19 protein-coding genes are annotated in these 21,518 nt (G+C 65.8%); 9 read left to right on the top strand and 10 right to left on the bottom strand.

The window, feature by feature from the left end; all coding sequences use genetic code 11:
• Positions 1 to 20 precede the first annotated feature (20 nt).
• Together LVJ94_13285 and LVJ94_13280 are read left to right on the top strand one after the other, a co-directional pair.
• Positions 21 to 1,658 (top strand): response regulator, encoded by a 1,638-nt coding sequence (locus tag LVJ94_13285; protein WXB08204.1) that lies wholly within the window; start codon positions 21 to 23, stop codon positions 1,656 to 1,658.
• A gap of 109 nt (positions 1,659 to 1,767) precedes the next feature.
• The gene (locus tag LVJ94_13280) at positions 1,768 to 3,708 is read left to right on the top strand and encodes a zinc-ribbon domain-containing protein (GenBank protein ID WXB08203.1); all 1,941 of its coding nucleotides are present in this window, start codon (positions 1,768 to 1,770) and stop codon (positions 3,706 to 3,708) included.
• Positions 3,709 to 4,216: 508 nt separating this feature from the next.
• Here LVJ94_13280 and LVJ94_13275 read toward each other — a convergent pair.
• Genes LVJ94_13275 through LVJ94_13265 form a run of 3 tightly spaced genes read right to left on the bottom strand, consistent with a single transcriptional unit; the run spans position 4,217 to position 8,213 of the window.
• Complete coding sequence (locus LVJ94_13275; protein ID WXB08202.1) at positions 4,217 to 4,558, bottom strand: hypothetical protein; 342 nt, start codon at positions 4,556 to 4,558, stop codon at positions 4,217 to 4,219.
• A 15-nt stretch (positions 4,559 to 4,573) separates the two neighbouring features.
• Complete coding sequence (locus LVJ94_13270) at positions 4,574 to 6,535, bottom strand: long-chain fatty acid--CoA ligase (protein WXB08201.1); 1,962 nt, start codon at positions 6,533 to 6,535, stop codon at positions 4,574 to 4,576.
• A 16-nt stretch (positions 6,536 to 6,551) separates the two neighbouring features.
• Complete coding sequence (locus tag LVJ94_13265; GenBank protein WXB08200.1) at positions 6,552 to 8,213, bottom strand: carboxylesterase family protein; 1,662 nt, start codon at positions 8,211 to 8,213, stop codon at positions 6,552 to 6,554.
• 240 nt (positions 8,214 to 8,453) lie between these two features.
• Here LVJ94_13265 and LVJ94_13260 point away from each other — a divergent pair, with 240 nt between their 5' ends.
• A complete protein-coding gene (locus LVJ94_13260; protein WXB08199.1) occupies positions 8,454 to 9,488 on the top strand; it encodes an AraC family transcriptional regulator ligand-binding domain-containing protein in 1,035 nt (344 codons plus the stop codon).
• A gap of 4 nt (positions 9,489 to 9,492) precedes the next feature.
• Here the strand turns inward: LVJ94_13260 and LVJ94_13255 are convergent, their stop codons facing one another.
• Both LVJ94_13255 and LVJ94_13250 read right to left on the bottom strand, forming a co-directional pair.
• Positions 9,493 to 10,149, bottom strand: coding sequence for an O-methyltransferase (locus LVJ94_13255; GenBank protein ID WXB08198.1), 657 nt, complete (start codon positions 10,147 to 10,149; stop codon positions 9,493 to 9,495).
• A gap of 12 nt (positions 10,150 to 10,161) precedes the next feature.
• Positions 10,162 to 10,749 carry a group 1 truncated hemoglobin gene (locus LVJ94_13250; GenBank protein ID WXB08197.1) on the bottom strand — a complete coding sequence of 196 codons (588 nt, stop codon included), beginning with the start codon at positions 10,747 to 10,749 and terminating at the stop codon, positions 10,162 to 10,164.
• Positions 10,750 to 10,861: 112 nt separating this feature from the next.
• Between LVJ94_13250 and LVJ94_13245 the strand changes: the two genes are divergently transcribed.
• Together LVJ94_13245 and greB are read left to right on the top strand one after the other, a co-directional pair.
• Positions 10,862 to 13,084: a hypothetical protein gene (locus LVJ94_13245; protein ID WXB08196.1), complete on the top strand. Its 2,223-nt coding sequence runs from the start codon at positions 10,862 to 10,864 to the stop codon at positions 13,082 to 13,084.
• Positions 13,085 to 13,169: 85 nt separating this feature from the next.
• Complete coding sequence (gene greB / locus LVJ94_13240; protein ID WXB08195.1) at positions 13,170 to 13,640, top strand: transcription elongation factor GreB; 471 nt, start codon at positions 13,170 to 13,172, stop codon at positions 13,638 to 13,640.
• Here the strand turns inward: greB and LVJ94_13235 are convergent.
• Positions 13,631 to 15,130: a S41 family peptidase gene (locus LVJ94_13235; GenBank protein WXB08194.1), complete on the bottom strand. Its 1,500-nt coding sequence runs from the start codon at positions 15,128 to 15,130 to the stop codon at positions 13,631 to 13,633. The two genes, greB and LVJ94_13235, sit on opposite strands and share 10 nt — an antisense overlap.
• A gap of 111 nt (positions 15,131 to 15,241) precedes the next feature.
• Between LVJ94_13235 and LVJ94_13230 the strand changes: the two genes are divergently transcribed.
• The 3 genes from LVJ94_13230 (at position 15,242) to LVJ94_13220 (ending at position 17,513) form a co-directional block, all read left to right on the top strand.
• Positions 15,242 to 15,487 carry a TIGR04563 family protein gene (locus LVJ94_13230; GenBank protein WXB08193.1) on the top strand — a complete coding sequence of 82 codons (246 nt, stop codon included), beginning with the start codon at positions 15,242 to 15,244 and terminating at the stop codon, positions 15,485 to 15,487.
• Between the two features lie 173 nt (positions 15,488 to 15,660).
• Positions 15,661 to 16,464 (top strand): alpha/beta hydrolase, encoded by an 804-nt coding sequence (locus tag LVJ94_13225; protein ID WXB08192.1) that lies wholly within the window; start codon positions 15,661 to 15,663, stop codon positions 16,462 to 16,464.
• 11 nt (positions 16,465 to 16,475) lie between these two features.
• Positions 16,476 to 17,513 (top strand): hypothetical protein, encoded by a 1,038-nt coding sequence (locus LVJ94_13220; protein WXB08191.1) that lies wholly within the window; start codon positions 16,476 to 16,478, stop codon positions 17,511 to 17,513.
• Between the two features lie 16 nt (positions 17,514 to 17,529).
• Here the strand turns inward: LVJ94_13220 and LVJ94_13215 are convergent, their stop codons facing one another.
• From LVJ94_13215 to LVJ94_13205, 3 genes are read right to left on the bottom strand one after another with little or no spacing between them, the layout of a single operon-like run.
• A complete protein-coding gene (locus LVJ94_13215) occupies positions 17,530 to 17,721 on the bottom strand; it encodes a hypothetical protein (protein ID WXB08190.1) in 192 nt (63 codons plus the stop codon).
• Positions 17,722 to 17,775: 54 nt separating this feature from the next.
• A complete protein-coding gene (locus LVJ94_13210) occupies positions 17,776 to 18,789 on the bottom strand; it encodes an S-adenosylmethionine:tRNA ribosyltransferase-isomerase (GenBank protein ID WXB08189.1) in 1,014 nt (337 codons plus the stop codon).
• Entirely contained in the window at positions 18,786 to 19,520 is a 735-nt protein-coding gene (locus LVJ94_13205; protein WXB08188.1) for an SDR family oxidoreductase, read from the bottom strand. Before LVJ94_13205 ends, LVJ94_13210 begins: the two co-directional genes overlap by 4 nt.
• Positions 19,521 to 19,610: 90 nt before the next feature.
• Between LVJ94_13205 and LVJ94_13200 the strand changes: the two genes are divergently transcribed.
• Entirely contained in the window at positions 19,611 to 20,162 is a 552-nt protein-coding gene (locus LVJ94_13200) for an XRE family transcriptional regulator (protein WXB08187.1), read from the top strand.
• Here LVJ94_13200 and LVJ94_13195 read toward each other — a convergent pair.
• Positions 20,132 to 21,241 (bottom strand): saccharopine dehydrogenase NADP-binding domain-containing protein, encoded by a 1,110-nt coding sequence (locus LVJ94_13195; GenBank protein ID WXB08186.1) that lies wholly within the window; start codon positions 21,239 to 21,241, stop codon positions 20,132 to 20,134. The two genes, LVJ94_13200 and LVJ94_13195, sit on opposite strands and share 31 nt — an antisense overlap.
• Positions 21,242 to 21,518 lie beyond the last annotated feature (277 nt).

Below are 21,518 nucleotides of genomic sequence, written 5' to 3'. Positions count from 1 at the left end.
TTGGTGTACGATTCTTCTCGATGGCGAACGAGGAGAAGAAGCCGTTGGGGAGCATCCTTGTCGCACGCAAGCTCATCTCGTCGGATGTTCTTTCACAGTCACTCCGAGAGCAGAGGCAAGCAGGCACACATCGCATTCCACTGGCCTCGTTTCTGGTCGAGCGAGGGATCGTGCGCGAGGAAGACGCGCTGCGTGCCCTCTCCGAGCAGTTCGGCGTGCCGGGCATCGAGCTGCGGCAGCTCGCGATCCTGCTCGAGCACATTGCGGTCATTCCGCAGGCCCACGCCGAAACGCAGCTCATCTTACCCGTGCTCCTTCGTGGCGAGCGCCTCTTCGTGGCCACCGCGAATCCGTCCGACAAGCGCGCCATCGACGAGCTGGAGTTCGTCACGGGCAAGAAGGTCTACGCCTATGTCGCCCTCGCCCAGCCGCTGCGGCGCACGATAGCGGCCGCATACACGGCGAAAGAAGCGGGGGAAACCTATTACCTGGGCCCGCGCGTGCCGCGCGAGACCTTGGTTCGGCTGGGCATCGCCCCGGCGATCCCGGTGCCGCCCGCGCCGCCGCCGCCGCTGCCAAGCCGCGCGCGGACGACGGCCCCGCGCGGCATCGCCCTTCCTCGAACGATGCGGGAGGGCTCGGGAAGCGGGGTCGGAGGCCCGCCGCCCTCCACGGAGCCCGATGTCGTGGCCGCCGACGAGGCGCCTCCGGTGGTGGTCGACGATGCCATGCAGCGCGTTTCCTCGAATGCGCAGCTGTCGACCATGGAGTTCGGCCTGATGAGCCCCGAGGTCTCGCGCGTCGACGAAGCGCCCCCGCCCGCCGGCATCCTACCGATGTCGCCGGAGGACGCAGCGGGACCGCCGACCGTGGCTCGACCGGGAAAGACCATCCTCGTCGTCGACGACGAAGAAGAGATCCGTCGCATGCTTCGCCGCGTACTGCAGGAACGAGGCTATCGCGTCATCGAAGCCGACAGGGGCCTTCTCGCCCTTCGCATGGTCAAAGAACAAGTGCCAGACCTCATCGTGCTCGACGCCATGCTCCCCGAGCTGCACGGCTTCGACATCGCCCGCCGCATTCGCGGCAGCGAAAAGTACGGCACGATCCCCATCGTCATGGTGAGCGCCGTCTACCGCGGCTGGCGCATCGCACAGGACCTCAAGGACAACTACGGCATCGCCGCCTACATCGAGAAACCTTTCCGCATCCAAGAAGTGGTCGATGCAGTGGCACACGCACTCACCGAGCGCGATACACGACGTTCCGAGCACCCGGAGCGCGATGTGGACGTCATGAGCGCCGACGCGGAAAAATTGCTCGAACAAGGCGTGACGGCCTACCGCGCGGGCCACGTCGACGAGGCCATCGGTTTTCTCAGGCGAGGTATCGAGATCGATCCGCTCGCGTATCGGTTACACTTCCACCTGGCGCTGCTGTACGGGAAAAAGGGCGCCATCTACGAAGGCATCCACGAGCTCGAGCGCGCCATCGAACTGCACCCAAGGAACTTTGCAGCCCTCAAGAACCTCGCAGTGCTCTACGAAAAGGCAGGTTTTCGTCACAAGGCCGTCGAGGTATGGGAACGTTGCATCCAAGTAGCTCCCGACTCCGAAACGCGGGCGCAGGTGAAGGAACGCTTGATGACGCTTCTTTAATGAGGTCGCTTGACGTCACGCGAGATGTTGGGGTTGCTGCTGCTGCCACCGCGCTGACGGAACCGCTCGCACTCTCAACCCAGGATAAGTATCCTCCACGGACCTTTACGTGAAGTTTCTCTGCGAGCAGTGCAAGGCCAAGTACCAGATTTCCGACGACAAGGTCGCCGGCAAAACTGTGCGAATGAAATGCCGCAAGTGCGGCCATATGATTGAAGTGCGCGCAGAAGTCACCGAGACGAGTGTATCGCGCGGCATGCCCAAAGAACTCCAAGCCCGTGCCGCTGCAGAAGGCTCGGCGGCGGGCTCGGGTGCGCATGCTGCTTCCACTTCCGCTGCATCCGCAGGTGGCTCGGGCGCGCCCGTGCGAACGCCACCGCCAAGCCCGAGCCGGCCCGCAGGCTCGCCGCGCCCGCCGGCCGCCGGTGAAAACCATGGGACGAACTCGAAGGGAACGGGCCTCGCGACCAGCCTATCCGCGCGCAAGCCCCTTGCGCCGCGCTCGCTGATCACACCGCCGCCTACGCCCGCCCAGAACGTCGGTGAGGCCACCGTCGTCGCTCCCCCGCCCAACGTGGGTCCGGGATCGGGAGCCCTCGCGGGCGCGTTTCAAAAGAGCATCGTCAAGGACGACCCCGCGCTGCGCGACATCACCGGCCTCAAAGAGTGGTACGTCGCCATCAACGGCGTGCCCGTCGGGCCGGTGCGCATCGCAGAATTGCGCCGCAAAGCCTCGCTCGGTGCCGTCACCGAAGATTCGCTCGTGTGGCAAGAAGGCATGGAGGAGTGGCGCCCCGTCAAGGCGTACTCCGAGTTGCTCGCACTCGTGCGCGAGGCCGCGCAGAGCGGACGCCCTCCCCTCGCCGTCACCGGCGACGTCCGTCAGAGCACCCCGCCTCCGCCCGGCAAGGGCGCCTACGTTCCACGCGGCGCCGTCGCGCTGAACCGGCCACCTGCAGGTCCGGGTGGAGACACTTTCCGCCCGGCGCGCAGCAACGTGCTGCCGTTCGCCCCGCGCAACGCAGCCGCGGAAAAACTGGAAGATCCCGAGGCAACCGAGGTCGCCACGCAGGCGCTGCAGCAGCCCTCGCAGACGATTCAGACGCCCGTTCCGCCCGAGGTCGTCGATCCGTTCGCCGCACCGATGGTGGGCGGCCCCAAAGCGCAAGAGGATCCGTTCCGTGCAGGTCCGCCCGCGGGGACGTCACGGCCGCCGCTCAGCGTGCAGATTTCGCCCGCATCTGGAAGCGTCATCTCGCCGTTTGCGGCGGGTGCGAGTTCACCGGGCCCGGCACCCAACTTCGCGAGCAACGTCAACACGGGCGATCGCTCCTCGGTTTCGTTGGGCCCGCCCATTCTGGCGACGGAGCCGCCCCCGCAGAAGAAGGGCGTCCCGTGGATCCCACTGGCCATGGTCGCGCTGGCCGGTGCATTCGGCATCACCGCCGCCATCGTGATCTTCCGGCAGCCGGCACAAGCCCCCGCGGCCCCACCACCAGTCGCCGCGGCCTCGTCGACCCCGCCCGTGGCGAGCACACCACCGCCCGCCGCCTCGGCGGAAATCGAGCTGCCCGCAGAGTCACCTGCGGCCAGCGCCTCGGCGGACAAGGGCACGTCGACGGGCCCGAAGGTGGCCGCCGGCACCCCGAAGCCGGCCGCGTCGGCGTCGTCCAACGGCACCAAGACCGCGGACTTGAGCGACCTGCTCAAGGGCAGCGGCAGCGGCCCAAGCAGCGGCTCCGGCAACAGCGGAAGCGCTTCGGGCGGCGGAGGTTCGCTGACGGAGGATCAGATCCGCGCCGTGCTGAACCAGCACTCGCTCGGCGTCCGCCGCAATTGCTGGGAGCGCGGCAGCACCGGCCAGGTGTCGTCGGTCAACGTCGGCGTGCGCATCGTCGTGAACGGCCAGGGTCAAGTGACCAGCGCGAACGCCGACGGCAACGATCCCGCCATCGCCAAGTGCATCGAGACGTCCGTGCGCAGCTGGACGTTCCCCGCCACGGGCGGCACCTCGACGGTGAACATCCCGTTCAAGTTCGTACGTCAGTAAAGGCGAAGATCACGCCTGCCTGCACGGCGCCTGTCCCGGACAGGAGCAAATTCGTCCCGGACGGGGACCTCGAGGTGCGGACGAGCGCATTTGTCGATGGAAGGCATTGGCCCGCAATTGGCAATGCGTTGGGGCGGGCCTTGGTGCGCGTTGCTCCGGACAGCGCGCTCGCAAGGCCGCAGATCAAGATGATGGGTTGCCACAAGGTACGAGCGGGAGGCAACAGCCCTCCACGTGCCCGCTGATAGCGAGGAGCCACTCCTACGGGAGCCTCGCCAGCGGGACCCACACGTAGAGCGGTGACGGGAAACGCTGCGGGCGTGGACCGGTGGCCAGAAACCTCGTTGGGGAAGCAGCACACAACTGCTCGCATCCACCGGAACTCTTCTACCCTCATTTTTAATCTGGCAGAGAAGACCAGAAGAAGAACGTCCGAGGTTGCGCGGAGCGCGCGATCACGCACCCGTTCGCCCTCCCCTCCCCTGCTCGTGTAAAATCGCGCCCTCTCCTAGACGAGCGCGCTCGGCGCGAGCAACAGGTACGGCTCGGCGATCTCGTCCCCGCCATCGACGTGGACGAGTCGCAGCCCGTGCGCGCCGCCGTAGACCAACGTCGACGAACCCGCGCTGGAGTCTTCCACGGTGCTGCCCATCGCGGCCCCCCGCGTCCCGTCCGCATGCTCCGCATGCACGAGCCAAATGCCGTCGCGCCCGTCCTCCGACTCGTACCGCACGCGCTCCACGGTGAACGGTTCCCCCGTCCCGTGGAAGCGCATGCTGCAACCATCGGGCAGCACCTCGTGCTCCTCGACCTCGACGTGAATGAAGCGTCCTTTTTCGCGGAAAGTCAAAGTGCGACGAGGCTATCACCGCTCGGCGTTGGCTTCGACGGTGATCCCGAACGACGGATCCGCGTACAGCTGATCGAACACGGCGCCGAACGCCTTCTCGACGTTCTTTCGCTTGATCTTCAGCGTGGGCGTGATCTCGTCATTCTCGAGCGAAAACTCGCGGTCCATGATGTAGACGCGTTTGACCTGCTCGACGCGCGAGAGCTTCTGATTCCCGCGGCGAACGGCCTCGGCGATGCGCTGGCGAACGTCCGCCTCCAACGCGAGACGCTTCATGAGCGCGTCCAGGCCCTCGGGCTGGGACAAGGGATTCTCCATCAGCGCCTGCTTCATGCGGTTCGACACGTCGGGCCGTTCGACGAACCCTTTCTTCACCGCCCAATCGATGCCCTCCATCGGGCTGATCGAAACGAGTGCCGTGACGTACGCCCGACGATCGCCGTGGGCGTGCACCTGGCTGATGAGCGCATCCTCGGATTTGATCTCGTTCTCGATGTTGCTCGGCGTCAGGTTCTTCCCGCCCGCGGTGATGATGAGGTGCTTCTTCCGGTCGACGATGTAGAGGTAACCATCCTCGTCGTGCTTGCCGATGTCACCGGTATGAAGCCACCCCTCGGCATCGATCATCTCCGCCGTCGCCTGCGGGTCCTTGTAGTAGCCCTGGAAGACGACATCGCCGCGAACAAGGATTTCGCCGTCCTCCGCGAGCTTCTCCTCGCAGAAGTCGACCACCTTCCCCACCGATCCGAGGCGAACCGCCCCGGGCCGGTTCATGTGCGTGATCGCCGTGGCCTCGGTCATGCCGTACACCTCGAACACGGGAAAGCCGATCCCCCAGAAGAACTCGATGATCTTCTTGGGCGTGGGCGCCGCCCCCGTGAGAAGGAACCGCACGTTGCCGCCGAAGTGTGCGCGCAACTTGGAATACACCAAGCGATCGGCCACTTCGTATTGAACGCGCAGCGCCAGCGGCACGCGCTTTCCTTCTTGCCAATGGTGCACCGCATGCTGGGCCACACCTTCGGCCCAACGGAAGATGCCCTGCTTGAGCGGCGGTGCCTTGGTCAGCTCGTTCTGAATGCGCGCGTAGGCCTTCTCGAAGATGCGCGGCACGCTGCCGAAGTGGGTCGGCTGCACTTCGCGCAGTTCCTGGATGACCGATGAAGCGCTCGTCGCGTACGCCGTGCCCGTCCCGCAATTGATGCGGACGTAATGGGCGACGATGCGCTCGGCCGCGTGGGCCATGGGCAGAAAACTCAGGCAGACATCGTCCTGCTCGAGGGGGATGAAGCCGACCCCCCGAAGCAAGGTCATGATGTTGTGGTGCGAAAGCATCGCCCCCTTGGGCGGTCCCGTCGTGCCGCTCGTGTACACGATGATGGCGGTGTTCTTCTCGTCGACCTGCGATGCGCGCAGCTGCACGCCCACCACGTCCACCGCGGTGACCAACGCCTCGGTGAAGGGCCGCACCTTGGGGTGCGCGGCAAACACGGCTTCCAATCCGCGCGTCTCCCAAACCAGCACCGCCTCGACGTTGGGCAGGTCTGGCAGCAAGGCGAGCACCTTTTCGAGCTGCTCCGCATCCTCGACGAACACGAAACGGCTATCCGAGTGCCCGAGAATGTGCCCGAGTTGCGGCACGGACAGCGTCGGATACGCGCCGACCGTCACCGCACCGGCAAGCAGCCCGCCCATGTCGGCAATGCACCATTCGGGTCGGGTGCTGCCGACGATGGTGATCTTGTCGCCCAACGTGAGCCCCGCGTCCATGAGCCAGGTGGCGACGGCGGCGGCGGATTCGTAAAACTCGCTCCAGTTGGACTCGATCCAACGCTGGCCCGACTTCCGCTTCCAGGCCAACCGCTTCGGCGTGCGCAAGACGCGCTGGAGAAACATCGCCGGCAACGTCTTGCAGCCGTCCTTGCCCAGGGCGAGCGGTGTCGCCGGGTTCTTGGCGATCGCATTCGCATCGAACATCGCACGCCTCACTTAGTTAGTATTGATTGAGCGCCTTGTCGAAGTAGTCGCAATTCGCACCGCGCGGATTGTTCACCGTCGAAACGGTGGTATCGAGCACGATGGTCTTTTCGTCTTTCAAATCGTATTTCGGCCACTCTGGCAAACCCGCCACGTTGGGATTGCCGCCTACGAGGTGGGTCCAATACGTACGTGCCCGCGTGCCGAGAAGCTGCTCGACCGATGTTTGCGGATAGAGGAACGCGTCCGTCGTATTCCAGATGAACGGGAATTCAGCGGCGTGGAATGCGCCTTCGAGCGTCGAGAGAACGTGCGGCGGACGGTAGCCGTGGGTCCAAACGTAGCGGTACACGGCCGGCGTTCCACCTTTGAGCGCATTGCGTGCCACGCGCCGCTCGTCGCAGGCGAAGATGACGTCCGTCCCCGCCTCGATGACCGCCTGTCGGCCATTCGGAAATGGATTGAAATACGGATACATCTTTTTGATATCCGACGCAAAAGGCCCGCCCACGGCGCCAATCGCTATTTCGTACGAAGCGAGATCGGTCCCCAAAAGCGGAACGAGCGCCGCCTCCTGCGCATTGTGCCCGACGATGAGCGGCACCTTGTTGTGCCGTCCCTCGCGCATCGTCGTATACGGATCACCGGTGAAGACGTAGTTGTCGACGTTTGGACCGTACCAGAGCCACCACATGTGGCCTTCGTGAATCAAATTCACGAACAAGTCGGTGAGGAGCAGCCCATTGCCAATGGGATTCAAAAAGTCCGTCGCCGGACGTGAGCGCAGACAAGCCGGGACATCCTTCGCCCGCGCGCAGAGCTCGCGCGTGACCACGTCCTTCCCCTGGTTGTAGCGGTGCTCGCGGGGAGCCACGCCGATGCCGCCGCTCTCCATGATGGCCGCCGAGAACAGGCCGCTGGCCAACGGCGACACGAGAAGCAGCCCGACGCTGAGCGCACCCGCCGACTCGCCGAAGATGGTCACCTGATTGGGATCGCCACCGAAGTTCGCAATGTTGTCGTGCACCCATTGCAGCGCGGCAATTTGATCCAAAATGCCGTAGTTGCCAGAGGAGCCGTGCGGATCCTCGGCGGACAACGCGGGGTGGGCCGTGAATCCCAGCTCGCCCACGCGGTAGTTCATCGTGACGACGACGGTGTCCTGCTCCAGCGCGAAGGTTGCACCGTGGTACAGATTCCCGGTGCCGTTGAAGATGAGGTCTTGATCGCCGGCGCCCGCGGTGAAGCCGCCGCCGAAGAGCCAGAACATGACCCGCTTCTTGTTCCCGGAGGCGGAAGCAGCATTGGGGGGTGTGAACACGTTGAGGTAGAGGCAATCCTCACCGCCCAAGGTCGACTTCTGCGGCAGAAGCTGCAGGCACGCGCTGCCGTAGTGCGTCGCATCGCGCACGCCCTCCCAGTTTCGATCGAGCGGCTCCGGCGCACGGAAACGACGCTCGCCCACCGGCGGCTTCGCAAAGGGGATGCCCAGGAAGGCCGGAACCCCCTTGTCGATCTTGCCGCGAACCTGCCCGCGGGAGGTCGACACGACCAGAGGATCGGCGGCCTGCGCGCCGAGCTCGATCGCGTCCTGCTCGTGGATCGCTTCTCGAGGCGCATCGGCCGAACACCCGATGAATGCCGCAGCCAGCCCCGCGCCGAGGAAAAGTCTCTTCATGGCCCGTCTCCCTTTCCCACCGTGTTCGCTCCCAAAAAGAAGCTGTAACGAACGGACGCCCGCGTTCGACGGCAGACACGGGGCCTGGTTGGAAGCGCCAATCTTTTGAGCGCGGTTGCGGGTCCACCGGACGGTGGTCGAGAGTACGCGACGCATCGCGTCGTGAGCCGCGCCCTCCCTTTGAGGGGGAATCGACCAAATCCGTGAAAGTGCCGAGTGGCAGCGTTACTCTTTCCGGTGATGTCCGTCGCAAAGGAGCGCGAACCGACCATCGCTGCGGCGGCCTTTTGGCCCGTCATCGATTACCTCCGCGCCCGCGGACACGATCCGGATCGCATCCTCGCCAGCGGCAAAACCAGCATCGAGGAGCTGCGCAATGGCCATGCGCGCATTCCGCATGCGCGCGCGATGGCCATGTATCTCTCGATTCGCGCGGGCACGGACGAGGCGGGGCTCGGCCTTCGCTTTTCGTCGTTCGTGAAGGGCGAGACATTCGCCATCCTCGAATACGCCGCGCGCGCGAGTGCCACCGTGCGCGATGCCATCGAGGTGACCAACCGCTACGCGCGGCTCATCGACGACTCGTTCGCCTTTCGCCTCGAGCCGGCGGGCGCGTATGCGTTTTGGCGGCTGGACATGAGTTGGCCCGAGCCGGTGCGCGGCATCGTCACCGAGTACGTGCTGGGCATCGTCTCGCGTGCGAGCCGCATGCTCTTCGGCACCAAGCTGCCCTCGAAGGAGGTGTGGCTGCGCACGCCCGCACCGCGTGACACCCGCGTCTACGAAGAGCTGCTCGCCACCCCCGTTCGATTCTCCGCCCCCGATTACGGGCTGCTCATGTTCCCCGAGCTCCTCGAGCGCCGCCCCAACAGCGCCGATCCCGTGCTCGCGAATCTGCTCGGCCAGCAAGCCGAGTCGATGCTCGCGGGCTTGCGCCGCGAGAGCCTCTGCGACGAGGTCCGCCGCGTCGTCTCCGAGGAACTGCGCAGCGGCGCACCGGCCATGGATCGCATCGCACGCCGCCTGGCCACCACCCCGAGCACCCTGCGGCGCAGGCTCTCGGACGAAGGGGTCCGGTACAAAGACCTCCTCGAGGCCGCCCGGCGCGAATCGGCCTGCACCTACTTGAGCGATCAGCAGCTCACGGTCACGGAGATCGCCTTTCGCCTCGGCTACCGCGACGCCACCACGTTCTTCAAAGTCTTCAAACGCTGGACGGGGCAAACGCCCGCCGAGTACCGCAAGAACCTCGTCGGTTGCTCCCCTAACCCCTAACCCCTCATCCCTGCTTCACCGCGTACGCGACGCCGTCGCCCAAGGGCAGAATGACCGCGCGAAGCGACGGATGCTGCACCAGCGCGAGGTTGAACGCACGCAGCGCCTCCGTCGGGGCGCGCTGCGCGTCGGGCACCGAGGAGCGCGCCACATGACCGCCCCAGAGCACGTTGTCGGCCACCACGACGCCGTCGGGTGCCAGGCGCGGGACCAGCAGGTCGAGGTAGCGCGGATACTCCTCTTTCACGCAATCGATGTACGCGAGATCGATCGGCTCCTCGAGCTTCTCGAGCTCGTGCAACGCCGCGCCCTGGAGCACCGTGATGCGATCTTGAAGGCCGGCCTCGGCGATGAACTCGCGCGCCGTCTCGCAGAGATCGTGCGAAAGCTCGAACGTGAGCACCTTCGCCTCGGGCCCCGCCGCGCGGGCGAGCACGATGGCGCCGTACCCGATGTTGGTCCCCAACTCCACCACGAGACGCGGCCGCCGCGCCTGTGCCGTGACCGCGAGGAACGAGGCCACCTCGGGATCGCTCACCGGGTAACCTCGTTCGGCGGCACGCGCCTCCATTTTCACCAACAGCGCATCGCGCGGGGGCTCGAGGGCCTCCAGATAGGCGGCTTGCTCGGGACGGAGAATGGCGTCGGCGGCGGCTTTCATTCGTGCGATCGGCTACTTCTTCTTCTTCGGCCCGACGATGTCGGCCCGAAGCGGAGCAAAGAGCGCCATCAGCTCGTTCTTCTCGTTTTCCTCGATCTTGTTCTCATCCAGGGCCGCGCTGAAATCCTGAACGAAGGCATCCCACTGCGCATCGTTGATGCTGATACTCTCGTGGGCGGACTTCATGTCCTTGCCTTGGTACTTGCAGGGACCACCCGAGATCTCGCAAATTTGTTCGGAGAGGCTCGTCTTGAAGTTATTGAGTTTCTCCCCTTTGACCTTCGAGAACGATTTCTTGAGCTTGCCGTCCGCCGTCACGTTCTGGACGAGCGACTCGACCAGCTTGTCGATGCCGTCTTTGCCGCCGAGGCGCTCGAAAAGCGATTTGGGGGCCGGAGGGCCCGCGTCTTCCGGTTCCGCATCGAAGCCGGCATCGGCGCTGGTGTCGATGAGGGCCGGCTCCGCGGGCTTCGGGGGCTTTTTGCCGCCGCAACCAGCGCCGAGGAGCGCGAACGACCCGAGCGTGGCCGACGTGATCAGCGCAGCCAGAAACACTCGTTTTGCCGTGACATGTGGAGCTACCAGAGAGCGATTTCTCATGAGGGTCCTACGAGGGTTATAGGCGCGCTCTCCTACAAAGATCCACAATTCTGATGGTTATACTGCACTAGAAACGATGTCTCTTTGCGCACTCGAGATAGCCGGTCGCACCGTGCTTCGGTCCGACGCCGAATCGCCTCCAGCGGAGTGTGCGCTGTTCGTCCGTTCCGAGGCCGATGAAGGTGGATATCGCACGACCGCCGGAGCCGCCCTGGCCCGGCTCGAAGCTGCGGGCGTCACGGAAATGGCCGTCGACGAGGCCACGGCGGCGCTGCGCTGGACGGCGCATCGTTTCGCACGCGGAGCCGCCGCGCGGCAGGTGCTCCTCGAGCTAGGCCCCGCGGAACTTTTCGATGGTCATGTCTTTCATGGCGATGGCGCGGGCTACGAAGGACTCGTACTGGATTTGTGCGCCATTGCGGAGAGCCTCGGGCTGGCGCATGCGCCGGTGACGATGCAGTCGATTGCGCTCGCGAGCCTTCTGCGCCGCGCGCCGGCGGATGCGGAGGTGCTGCTCGTCGGTGCGAACGCGGACGTCGGCAAAGGCACGACTTCGCGGGAGATTCGCGCGTTGATTCATGCGTTGCGCAGCCTCGCCGGCGACCCATTCGACGAGGGAGCGGAAGCGCCAATCCGACGCGTCGACGATCTTTTGGAGGCTTTCCTTGAAAAAGGGCTTTCGCACGATGGCTTTTCGCGCATCCAACATTCGTTGACACTCCCGCCGCCTCCTTCCGCCGGACCTCTGTCCGAACCCGAAGCCTGGGCCATCGAACTTGGTCTAGGCAAAGGGGATCATGCCGCTTTGACGGGCGCGCTCGTGCGCATCGAGCAGCTCGAAAAATCGCGCGGCAAGAGACCCGTCACGGTGTACCTCCGATCCCGCGCCGCGCTGCTGCTCGGAGCCGAGCCACCGCGAATGATCGCCGAGAGGGTCGAGTCGCTCTGCGCGACGCAAGCCTTCCCCGAGCTGTCACTTTTGGCGGCGCAGGCATGGCTTGCGGCAGGCGAGCCGGATCGCGCGGTTCCGTTCGCGCGCGCGGTGCTGCTGAGCACCCAGTCCACGCGCACCACCCGCGAGCGCGCCGACGACATTTTGGCGTCGTCGCCGTCGTCGAGCCGAACGAGCTACCACGGCAACGACCGCGTCGATCGTTCCGAGGCGGTGATGTCGCCACTCGATCGCGGATGGGACGATGGGCATAGCCTTCCATCGCTGCACATCGCGAACAAGACGCGCGCCTCGCAGCGCATCGCCGCTGCCAAGGAGCGGCCGTCGTCGCGTTTCGCATTGGCGCTGCCGCGCAAGCCCTCGCGCCTCACCGTGCCGCGGCCCACCGCCCTGTCGCGACCACCGCCGCCGCCCATCTCGGTGCCCTCGGTGTATTCGGAGGCTCCGCCGGACCGCTCACGCCGCACGCGCGTGTGGAACTCGGCGGCCGCACCGCCGCGGCCCCCTTCGATCAACGTCATCGCTGCGGAAACGGAGCCGATGGTCCCCGTCGCACCGGTGATCACGGTGGAAGGACACGCCTCGCCCGAGGTTCCGCCTCCGCCCCGGCCGAACCCGGATCAGACCGAGAAGATGGAAGCGTCGGCGTCCACGCCCCTGGCGCTGGTCACGCAGCGCAGGCTGCCCACCGCGGCCGATACGCGGCAGACGCCTTCGGGCCCGGAGCCGAGCCTCGACAACCGCCCGACCCCGAGCGGTCCCACGCGCTCGCCGTCGTCGCCCGCCGGCACCATGCGTGGCGCGTCGATGCCGGCGTACCAGAGCGATCCGCCGCCGGTCCCGCCGATCGCACAGGGCCTGCGCCCGCAGCGTCTTCCACGCCTCACGCCGGCGCCGCCCGAATTGGCCGAAACCCTGAGCCTCCCGCCAGGCCTTCACGGCCAGATCGCACCGCTCGAGGGCGAGCTGCCCAAGACGTCGCTCGAAGCGCGCATCCTCTTCACGCACATGGCCCGCCGCCTCGGGCGCGAGTACCGCGAGAAGCACCAGATCCAACTTCGCACCACGGTGGAGAGCATCGAGCAGATCCAAGCGATCCTTCAGGACCGCTTCCCCGACGGCACCATCCGCACCCGCGAAGAGCACCTCTTCGTACGCCGCCACGGCGCATTCCTGAGCGAGATCCTCGCACGCACCTTGGAAGCCGAATGGGTCGACATCGCCCCCACCGAAATCGGCTACTGGGCCATGGTCGTGCCAGCCAAGACGCGCGTGTGGCCCTTCGGCCGCGTGCTCCGCCTTCTGTCGCGCGGCCACCGCGAACGCGACCTCGTCAGCTACTACCTCGAGCTGAAAAACCGCGCCCTCCGCGATCGAGAGTGAAGGGTTTAGGGTTTAGGGGTTAGGGTTTAGTGAAGAAGAGAGCCGTTTCTCTTCCCTAAACCGTAACCCCTAAACCCTCTCTTCGATGGCCGATCCGAACTACATCACGAAAGAAGGCGCCAAGCGCCTGCAGGACGAACTCGGGTACCTTCGCTCGCAGGAGCGACCCAAGGTCGTGCAAGAAGTCGCCGACGCCGCCGCGCAAGGCGACCGCAGTGAAAATGCCGAATACATCTACGGCAAGAAGCGACTGCGCGAGATCGACCGGCGCATGCGCTTCCTCACCAAGCGGCTCGAGGCGGTCCAAGTCGTCACCGAGCCGGCATCGACGGACCGCATCTTCTTCGGTGCCACCGTCGAAGTGGAGGACGAAGAGGGCGTGCGCGCCTCGTACCGCATCGTGGGCGAGGACGAGATCGACCTGAAACGCGGCCATATTAGCTGGCGCTCCCCCATCGGTCGCGCCCTCCTCAAGAAGGAAGAGGGCGACGTCGTCACGTTGCGACGTCCCAATGGTGAGATCGAGCTCACCATCGTGTCCGTGCGTTACTTGTGAGGCGGCGGAGGTACTTTGCCGGCCAGCTTGTCGCGCAAGACCTCGTAGCCGGTGCGTAGAACGAAGTCTTTGCTCTTCGTGGGATCGCTGGGAATGTCCCGCGTTTCGATGGGCTCGAGCGTGCCGCCATCGGGCGCCATGCGCGCGGCCGGCGCGTTCGCCACCGTCGTCGTGGTCTTGCGCGTCTCACCGGCGAGGTGGCCTTCGAGATCGCGCTCGTGCACGGCGCGCAGCGCATTGGGATCGCTCGACTTGGCCCCGAGGAGCACGTCGGGATGGATGCCCTCGGCCTGAATCGATCGCCCGCCCGGCGTGTAGTAACGCGCCGTGGTGAGACGCAGCCCCGCGCCACCGGGGAGCTCGATGATCGACTGCACGCTGCCCTTGCCGAAGGTGTTCGCCCCCACGACCGTCGCGCGCCGATTGTCCTGCAGCGCGCCCGCCACCAACTCCGACGCACTCGCACTCCACTCGTTCACCAGAACGACGATGGGCACCTCGCTGAAGGCCCCGCCCCCGCGCGCACGCACGTCGTCGATCGTCTGTCCGCGGTGACGCGTCGTGTAGATACCGCCGCTGGAGAGAAACTCGTCCGCGACCTCGGCCGCCTCGTCGACCAACCCGCCCGGGTTGCTCCGCAGATCGAGCAGCACACCGGCAAGCGATGCGGCCGGCGCCGGCTTCCCGTTGACGCTTCGAGTCGCTTCGCCCAATCGCGTGCGCAACTGCGCTGCGGCGCGCAAAAGCTCCTCGTGCGTCCGATCTTGGAACTGCTTGATCCGCACGTACCCGATATTTCCGTCGAGGACCCTCGACGTCACACTCGAGACGTGGATCACCTCGCGCACCAGGTCGAACGAGAGCGACTCTTTCACCCCCTCGCGGCGGACCGTGAACTTGATGTGCGTCCCCGGCTTGCCGCGCATGCGCTTGATCATCGTGTCGAGCGACGACGACAGTACCTGCTCACCATCGATGCCGATGATGCGGTCGCCACTGCGAATGCCCGCGCGCTCCGCCGGTGTTCCCTCGATGGGCGCGAGCACGGTGATGGCGTCGGAGCGCACGTCCACTTCGATCCCGACACCGCCGAATTTTCCTTCCGTATCGTCTTGAAACGCCGTGAACTCCTGCGGCGGCAAGTACGACGAGTGGGGATCGAGCTGCTCCACCATCCCTGCGATCGCACCATTGACGAGCTTCGTGCGCTCGACCGGCTCGACGTAGTTGTTCTCGACCTGAACCAGTACACGGCCGAGCTGCAACGTCGCCGCGTAGGGGTTCTCCGCTTGAGGCGTCGCATTGGCCAGCAGCGGTGAGACGAACACCGTCCCTACCAACCCACCGGCAAACGCCAGCGCACCCATGGCAACGCCACGAAGGATGGCGCTTCGATGTCGTTTTCGCCGATTCTCGCCGGGATTTCCTACTTCAAGCTCCGACGATTCGACGCTCCCTTGCGAACGGTCGCCCAGGTTTGCTTCGTTCATCTTGACCTATCGATGCTAGCAAACCTTTTGCTCCTCGCTGTTTATCGTAGTCAGGTCCAAAAAATAGCTGGTACTCTAGGGTGGCAGGTAGACGGAAAATGGAGGTCGACCTTGGGCATTGGTGACAAAGACCCGAGCGGTAGCGTTCGGAATGTGGAATCCAAGACCGACAAAAGGAAGCAAAGCCTCTACTTCCCTGAGTCGATGCTCCAGGAGATCAAGGAAGAGGCCGCTCGCCTCGACCGGTCACTCTCCTGGGTCGTGCAACGGGCGTGGAAGATCTCGCGACTTGAAATCAAGAAGCTCCCCAGCGTCAACGACGTTGAAGGGGGCGATGACGACGATACCGACGAGTAAGTAGTCCTGGTCGGGTGTAACGCGCTCCCGTGCAAATCGAAGCCACGCAGACGGGCCAATCCGGCCCGGAGGAGCAGACCATCGCCGTAGCTGACGACGACACGAAGCTTTTTGTCCGCTCGCGGACGATGGCATCCCCCCCTGATGGCCCTGATGTTCCTGGGACGGGCGGGATGCCGGATCTTCGTGTCTTTCTCTGCGACGGCATTCTCTGCGACGGCTTCATCTGGAAGTACTTATGGAACGATCTCGCTGAGATCGTGCCCCTTACTCATTGGCATTACCGAGGCCACGGTCGCAGTGGGGCCCCGCACGATCCGGACCGGATCGACGTGGCCGCCCACGCGGACGATCTGATGGCCGTTCGGCGTAAAGTTGGTGATCCTCCGGCGGTGCTCGTGGGCCACTCCATGGGTTGTCAGGTGGTTCTCGAAGGATATCGGCGTCATCCGAAGGGCGTACGCGGATTGGTTCTGATCTGCGGGACGTTCGGAAAGCTGACGAGCACCTTCAAGGGGCTACCTGTACTCGACATGGTGTTACCCAAGCTGCTCGACCTGGCGCTCAAGCGCCCCGAGTTGGTGCGTGCCCTTTGGTCGCGCATCCCTCCGGAGCTAGCCTTCAACGTGGCTGCGAAAATCGGCGAGATCGATCTCGGGCAAGTGTCGCGCGAGGACATCATGCCGTACCTGCAGCACGTGCCGCACGTCGAGCTTCCGTTGTTTCTGCGCATGCTGCGCGCCGCCGGTGAGCACACCGCGGGCGACTTTCTCGCGCAGATCGACGTGCCCACGTTGATCCTCACGGGCGAGCGGGACACCTTCACGCCCGCCTTCCTCGCCGAGTCGATGGCCAAGACCATCCCCGACGCGGAGCTGGTGGTGCTGAAGAACGGCACCCACGTCGCGGCGCTGGAGCAGCACGAGTTGGTCAACGCCAAGATCCGCGAATTCGTCCAGACGCGCGTGCTGATCTAGAGTTCCTGCGCATGAAGCGCGCAGCGTTGTGGGTGGTGCTTGCGGCACTGGTCGCATGCAACAAGGCACCGGAGGAACCAAGCAAGACGGAAACGGCGAAGGAGCCCCCCAAGGCGGAAACGCCGAAGGAAGCGCCCAAGACGGAAGCGCCGGCGCCGGCGGCATCGGACGCCGCGGATGCAGCGCCGCCCAAAGCCAAGGGGGAGTCGCCGCCCCCGAAGGTGGTGCTCGAAGAAAGCGCCTTCTCGGGCGCCACGCCGACGAGCGCCACGTCGATTGGGCACACGTCCGTCGTGTTCAAGGTCGACTTTTCCAACGGCCAGCGCGGCGCATGGAAGCCGCGCTCGAAGCGTGGAAAACTTCGCTACAAGGGCGAGATTGCCGCGTATCGATTGGGGCGCGCGCTGGCACTTCCCAACGTGCCACTCGCCTTTCCGTACCGCATCGCCAAAAAGGATCTGAGCAAGGCGACGAAGGGCAAGGACGCGAGCCTGCTCGACGAAGAGGCCATCGCCGAGAGCGACGGCACCGTGCGCGGTGCGCTCATTCCGTGGATTGCGAAGCTCGAGTTCTACCCCGTCGAGACGGAAAAGAGCCGCGCCGAATGGGAGCCCTGGCTCTTCACGGGTGCGGAGATCCCCGACAAAGATTGGATCGTCGCGGGGGACATCTCCACGCTCATCGCGTTCGACCTCATCACCGGCAACTGGGATCGCTGGAGCGGCGCCAACCTCGGGGCCAACGGGCCAGGCGGGCATCTGCTCTTCATCGACAACGACGGAGCGTTCTTCGATCCGGTACCACCGGGCCCCTTGGCCAAGCAGACCGCCCTGTTGGAGCGCACCGAACGCTTCTCACGAAGCTTCGTCGAAGCGCTCCGCAAACTGGAAGGCGATGCCCTCCCACGCGCCTTCGGCGAAGAGTCGGGCGAGCCGCTGCTCTCGGCGGCGGTCCTCAAGGGCGTCGCGGCACGGCGCGCCACGGTCCTGTCGATCATCGACAAGAAAATCGTCGCGCGCGGCGACAAGGCCGTGCTGTTCTTCCCCTAGAGCGGAAGGGTGATTCTCAGGGAAGAATGATGCCGCTGTACGGGCTGATCGTGTACAGGAAGACGAGCGCGAGACCGAGCGCGATGACGCCGAGCACGGCGAGCTTCGGGCCGGACCACTCGCCCCCGTCTTCATCGACCACGTCGTCCTTGCGGAGATCGGCCAGGGTGCGAACGGGGGGTGCGGATTCTTTCGTGGTCGTCGCCATGGTTGCGGGCGAAAAGAACCTCACTTTCGCTTCTGATGCAAGGGGGTACGACGCTCAGGCCGGTAGAATCAGCGAGGAATCACCGAATTCGTGCCCCAGGTACCCTTCCCGTTCGGCGTGGGCGTAGGCGCGCTCGAGCAGGGCCTGCGGCGCAAACGCCTGCAGCAATGAAAAATGGCTGGCCGCGGGATCGTGGACGCCGGTGAGAAGGCCGTCCGTCACGCGCGGACGGAAGCCCGGGCCGATGCGCAAGTTCGTCTCCCCGGCGCCGGGGACGAGGCCATCGTGGACGATGGCACACCCCTCGAGCGCGCGCACCACGGTGGTTCCCACGGCCACGACGCGTCCGCCTTCCCTTCGCGTTTTCGCCACCGCGCGCACCGTCTCGGCGGGGATCTCGTAGCGCTCCGCCAGCGGGAGACGCGCATCGAGCGCCGCATCCCCCGTCGACGAAAGCCCCGCCGCGTGCGTGAGCGACGCCAGGGCCACACCGCGCCGGCGCAGCCCGAGCAGCAGCCCCCACGTGAGAGGACGCCCGGCCGAGGGCATCTCCGCCGCCCACGGCCGTGACGCGTACGCCGTCTGCACGTGCCAGAGCGCGAGATCGCGCTCGATGTATGCATACTGCACAGGTTTCCCCATCCGATAGAGATCCTGCACGGTCGCCTCGGTTCGCAGCGTCACGAGCCGCGGCGATTGCGCATCCACCGCTTCGACGACCGCCGCGCGCGCGCCAAGCGCGAGACGGTCCCCGACGCGCACCTCGGGTGGCAGCAGACGCTCCTCGGTCTTCGTCCGCCAATCGCCCGGGCCGAAGAGAACCGCTTGCCACGTCGCGCCACCTCCGTTCCGCGCGAGCACCCGCACCTCCAGCGGCGCGCCCGAGGCGGTGCGCGCGGCGATCGCCGCGGGCAAGGTCGCGGCGTCGTTGACCACCAGCAGATCGCCCGCGCGAAGCAGCGACGTCAGATCCCCTACCCGCGCATCGCGCACCGTGCACGCGCGTGGGTCGACGTGGAGGAGGCGCTCCTCGAGCGGGCGATCGCGCGGAAACGTCGCAGCCTTCACGCGGTCACCTCCGTCGCAGCGCTGGAGGCCTCGAGCCGCGTCCCGCTGGGGATCCGCGCGCGCTGCTCCAGGATGGTGCCGATGCGCGCTGCCACCACCGCGGGATCGAGCAACGTCGCCGGATCGGCATCCGGAAGCGCGTCGGCGTGCATCTTGGTGTTCATGTCGCCGGGGTCGATGCTCAGAAACTGCACCCCCGCCTCCGCGAGCTCCGCCGCCCACACACGCGCCAGATGATCCTGCGCCGCCTTCGACACGCCGTACGCTCCCCAACCGGGGTAGCCATTCACGGCCGCGTCCGAGCTGATGAACAACACAACGCCGGCCCCGCGCAAGACCATCGGGCCGACGAGCGCCTTGGTCAGACGAAACGGCCCAATCAAGTTCGTCTCGAGCACGCTCGCCAGATCTTCGCACGCCATGTCCAGCAGCAGCGGCATGGGCAACGGCCCCAGTGCGCTGGCGCAGTGCACCACCAGATCGACGGGCCCGATCAGCTCGGCGGCCGTGCCCGCAAGGACGTACGTCGCGTCCTTGTCCCCGATGTCCGCGGCGATCGCCACGGCGGTTCCTCCTTCTGCCACAATCGATTCCTTGACGCGCTCGAGCTCATCGCGGCCACGCGCCACGAGGCCGACGCGTGCGCCCCGCTTGGCAAACCAACGGGCCAGCTGTTCCCCGAGCCCACGGCTCGCGCCCGTCACCAGCACCCCACGTCCAGACCATTCCATGGTGTCCTCCATCCGACGGACAGGGTGGGGCGCCGTCTCCGTTCTGTTGTCACGCTTGCCAATCTATTGGCACCGATCCAACCTGTCGTCATGAGCGACGAGCTGGCCACGCGGCTGGGCAAGAATATTCGGCAGCTGCGGGAAGCGCGCGGGCTCACCCAACAGCAAATGGCCAAGATTGCCAACGTCCCCCGCGCCACGTGGGCCAACGTGGAATCGGGCGCCGCAAACCCGACGCTCGCCGTCATGCATGCCGTGGCCGAAGCCTTTCAGGTCACCCTGGAGGAGCTCATCTCCACGCCGCGCGCCGCCTGCGAATTTTACCCGCGCGACACGCTCCGCACGCGGCAGCGTGGGGACGTCTTCGTGCGCAAGCTCCTGCCGGACGCCATCCCGGGCATGGAAATCGATCGCTTCGAGCTCCCGCCCAAGAGCCAGATGACCGGCGTCCCCCACACGCCAGGCACCCGCGAATACCTGACATGCGAGAGCGGCTGCATCGTTCTCGTCGCCGCCGGCGAGCGCTGGCAACTCGAGACGGGGGACGTCATCGCGTTCCGCGGCGACCAGCGGCACTCGTACCTCAACCCCGGTGAACGGCCCGCCGTCGCCTATTCGGTCGTCGCGCTCGCGCGCTCGTGAAGTTCGAGCGGCAACGCGGCCAGGGCGTCCGCCGGAGCAATGGCCACGCTCGGGGCCACGACACCGCGCGCATGCACCTTGCCCGCGAGCGCGCGCTCCACGAACAGCGCTTGAATCTGCGCGGTGAGGCCGTACGGATCGCGGCCCGTAAGGTAAACGCGCTTCACCGTATCTCCCGATCGGGCTTCGGCGAGGACGTCGAACTCCATGCCGCGCGCCTCGCCTTCGGGCCCCTCGGTCGTGCGACCGATCGCGCGCACCAAGAGCGGGCGCGCGACCCGCGCGAGGGCCGGCGCAACGCCCCGCGCCTTTTGAAGAAGGTGCGCGGCGGCCTTGTCCATGGCCATGAAGGTCCGCACCGTTCGCGCCGCCGTGTGCGACGGGACGACGATCGATTCGGGGCTCGGGATCGACATCGCCGTGATGGCCCGGCCCCCTTCCTCCCGCGCCGGAAAGGTGCGCACGGTGGCCGCCGGGGCCTCCCGGCGCAGGGCCCCGTCGATGTACTGTCGGCTCTCACCCGAGAAAATCGAGAGCACACTGAGCTTGGTCCCCCGCGTCGTGGCGTCGGCGAGGTTTCCACCCGCGCGCGGGATGTACACGATGTCGATCGCGTCGGGCTCTTTCCCCAGACGCTGCGCGGCCAAATGGGCCGCCCAGTCCGGCGGCGCAATCTCGTAGGCCATGGACGGCGCAACGCAGGCCCCGCTGGCTTCCGCCGTGGCGCGGTAGCGAAGGACCGCGAGGGCGACGAAGTTTTGCTCGCCCGTCGTGTCCGCGTAGTGGATGCCCATGCGCGCGCAACTCGCCAAAATGGGCTCGCCCACGTCGATGAATGGCCCGGCGCACGCGCTGACGACCTTGCGTCCGCTGAGGGCACGCACGATGGTCTCGGCGTCCTTCAGGTCGACGAGTGCCGTTTCGACCCCCCCGAGCGAGTCGGAAAGCGCATCGAGCTTGGCGCGGCTCCGGCCCGCGATGGCGAACGTCACCCCGCGTGTGCGAAGCGCATCGCAGACGAGCTTGCCGGTGAACCCGGTGGCCCCGAAGACCAGGACGTCGGCACGTGCGCTCGCCATTGCGATGTCGACTCTAGACCAGCGCGCCTTCGAAAAAGCCGAAAAAAAAGGCCCTCGCACTTCTGCGAGGGCCTAACGTGCTCCTTACCACCATGGCCGTCGGCGGTTTGCATGACCCCTAGCCGGTTGGCTAGGTGGGGGACCAATGATTGCGCATTAGGCTTCCGAGTTATCCGCGCGCGTAGGTAACTACGGTTTGCGGCCCGGCGTGCTCACAGAGCTATCGCTAATCCTCCGAAATCACGCCTGTAGGGATCATAATAAAACCGTCTCTTCT

This window comes from Sorangiineae bacterium MSr11367 (assembly GCA_037157805.1).
In the GTDB taxonomy this organism is placed as follows: Bacteria; Myxococcota_A; Polyangia; order Polyangiales; family Polyangiaceae; genus Pendulispora; species Pendulispora rubella.
Note: the sequence above shows the minus strand (reverse complement) of the source record. Positions and strands in the feature narration are given on the sequence as shown.

Excerpts from the sequence above, each read along its gene's own strand:
- LVJ94_13195 (WXB08186.1), bottom strand. The coding sequence starts at position 21,241 with ATGGCGAGCGCACGTGCCGACGTCCTGGTCTTCGGGGCCACCGGGTTC.
- LVJ94_13225 (WXB08192.1), top strand. The coding sequence starts at position 15,661 with ATGCCGGATCTTCGTGTCTTTCTCTGCGACGGCATTCTCTGCGACGGC.
- LVJ94_13235 (WXB08194.1), bottom strand. The coding sequence starts at position 15,130 with ATGAACGAAGCAAACCTGGGCGACCGTTCGCAAGGGAGCGTCGAATCG.
- LVJ94_13215 (WXB08190.1), bottom strand. The coding sequence starts at position 17,721 with ATGGCGACGACCACGAAAGAATCCGCACCCCCCGTTCGCACCCTGGCC.
- LVJ94_13250 (WXB08197.1), bottom strand. The coding sequence starts at position 10,749 with ATGAGAAATCGCTCTCTGGTAGCTCCACATGTCACGGCAAAACGAGTG.
- LVJ94_13205 (WXB08188.1), bottom strand. The coding sequence starts at position 19,520 with ATGGAATGGTCTGGACGTGGGGTGCTGGTGACGGGCGCGAGCCGTGGG.
- greB (WXB08195.1), top strand. The coding sequence starts at position 13,170 with ATGGCCGATCCGAACTACATCACGAAAGAAGGCGCCAAGCGCCTGCAG.
- LVJ94_13260 (WXB08199.1), top strand. The coding sequence starts at position 8,454 with ATGTCCGTCGCAAAGGAGCGCGAACCGACCATCGCTGCGGCGGCCTTT.
- LVJ94_13270 (WXB08201.1), bottom strand. The coding sequence starts at position 6,535 with ATGTTCGATGCGAATGCGATCGCCAAGAACCCGGCGACACCGCTCGCC.
- LVJ94_13200 (WXB08187.1), top strand. The coding sequence starts at position 19,611 with ATGAGCGACGAGCTGGCCACGCGGCTGGGCAAGAATATTCGGCAGCTG.
- LVJ94_13265 (WXB08200.1), bottom strand. The coding sequence starts at position 8,213 with ATGAAGAGACTTTTCCTCGGCGCGGGGCTGGCTGCGGCATTCATCGGG.
- LVJ94_13285 (WXB08204.1), top strand. The coding sequence starts at position 21 with ATGGCGAACGAGGAGAAGAAGCCGTTGGGGAGCATCCTTGTCGCACGC.
- LVJ94_13255 (WXB08198.1), bottom strand. The coding sequence starts at position 10,149 with ATGAAAGCCGCCGCCGACGCCATTCTCCGTCCCGAGCAAGCCGCCTAT.
- LVJ94_13220 (WXB08191.1), top strand. The coding sequence starts at position 16,476 with ATGAAGCGCGCAGCGTTGTGGGTGGTGCTTGCGGCACTGGTCGCATGC.